The organism is Nocardia africana NBRC 100379 (assembly GCF_001612635.1).
Lineage (GTDB): Bacteria > Actinomycetota > Actinomycetes > Mycobacteriales > Mycobacteriaceae > Nocardia > Nocardia africana.
Genome location: NZ_BDAV01000075.1, coordinates 1 through 1406 on the forward strand (window position 1 = coordinate 1; position 1406 = coordinate 1406).

Annotated in this window: 2 protein-coding genes; both read right to left on the reverse strand. The window is 63.9% G+C overall.

What is annotated here, in order from left to right; genetic code table 11:
* Window positions 1-627 (reverse strand): helix-turn-helix domain-containing protein (locus NA3_RS35285; RefSeq protein ID WP_167355104.1); only part of this gene is annotated, 627 nt, incomplete at its 3' end.
* Window positions 628-808: 181 nt separating this feature from the next.
* A complete protein-coding gene (locus NA3_RS35290) occupies window positions 809-1084 on the reverse strand; it encodes a hypothetical protein (RefSeq protein WP_062969256.1) in 276 nt (91 codons plus the stop codon).
* Window positions 1085-1406 lie beyond the last annotated feature (322 nt).

The following is a 1406-nucleotide window of genomic DNA, read 5'->3' on the forward strand; positions in this document are numbered from 1 at the left end:
CAGGACCGGCTTACCGGCCGGGCGGCCATAGCTGACTGTGGCGGGGTGTGTCGTCCAGAGCGCGGCGAACCGGGGGTTGGCAGCCAGCGTGCGCAGCAGCGCCAGAGCATGGTGGCTGAGTCGGTAGGGGCCTATGGCTGCGCGAAGCGCGGCGACGACGTGAGGTGCTTCGTCGTCCCAGTCGACGACCAGTTCTCGCGCTGCGGGCTGGAAGAACCACAGCGCGATGTTGTTGCCGGCCTGACGAAGTCCGGGCAGTGCGTCGTACAGCCGGTCGCTGGCGGTGAGCACGGTCGACAGGGGAGTGGTGTAGGCGCAGATGATGCGCGCGGCATCCAGATGTGCGAGGTGGGCGTTGACTTCGGGTGTCGCGATCTGGTGCCGTAGTTCGTCGTCGGCCGGAAGCCGCAGGGGCGGGTTCCACAAGTCGTAGGTGTGGCGGCGTTGGGCGGGATCGAGCTCGTATCCGCGTACGATCCTGGCCAGGGTGTCGATGGTGGGAACGGACAGGCCGTGCTCGATTTTGAAAAGGTAGGCCGTGCTGATTCGGGCGCGAGCGGCGGCGATCTCGCGTGACCAGCCCCGCTCCTGGCGCAGTTGTTCCAACCAGGTGTGCAGGTTCGGCATCTCCACTCGCGCGGCGGCGCGGGCGCGTCGGGTGCGTCTGGGTGGGTGTGTGCCGTCTGTGTGGCCGCGTACTCGGTTCACCCGCCTGTCTCCGTCTCTCCCCGACACCATCTCGACCGGATCTGAAATATGAATAGTCATAGAGTCCGCGCGCATTCCACCGTGACCGATCACTGGTGTTTCAACGCCGCTCATTGGTGTCGGTGCGATGGCGAGCGCTGAATTCTGCCCATGACATGGGCGGTTTCTTGGCGGCGAGTAATTCGGCGCGATCGCGGAGCATGCATTCGGTGCGCAGCTGCACGGCGAATTGCCGGACGAATTCCGCCAATTCGAGGTCGTCGGCGGTGTCGGCGTAGGTCTGGATGAGGTTCGCGGCGTCGCTGACCTGCGACGCGACCCGGTAGCCTCGGTCGAGGTCGGAGGACAACAACTCCCGGCGCTGTGGACTCATCATTAAATTCCCTCCCGCATTGCGCCATGGGCGCTTTCGAACCAAATTCGTTGCACGACGGCATGCCTCGACGGTGTGGCAGCCGAAAACGCATATACCCCTGTGTATTCATGACCGGAGTCACACCCGATTGTGTGGTTGCGGCCTGTATGCGCTTGCGATCTAGCTCTAGCATTGTGTGCACAGTGCAGGGGGTCAACGGTTGCAGCGGGGACAACTTGTGCCCGGTGGCGCCACACGATCGGTGGGGAGGGAAGCCCATGACAATACCGGCAAGGTTAAGGAACGTCGGCGCGTTCATCGAAAAGCGCAGGAAGCAACTGGG

Coding starts and splice junctions, on each gene's coding strand:
- NA3_RS35290 (WP_062969256.1), bottom strand. CDS start 1,084: ATGATGAGTCCACAGCGCCGGGAGTTGTTGTCCTCCGACCTCGACCGA.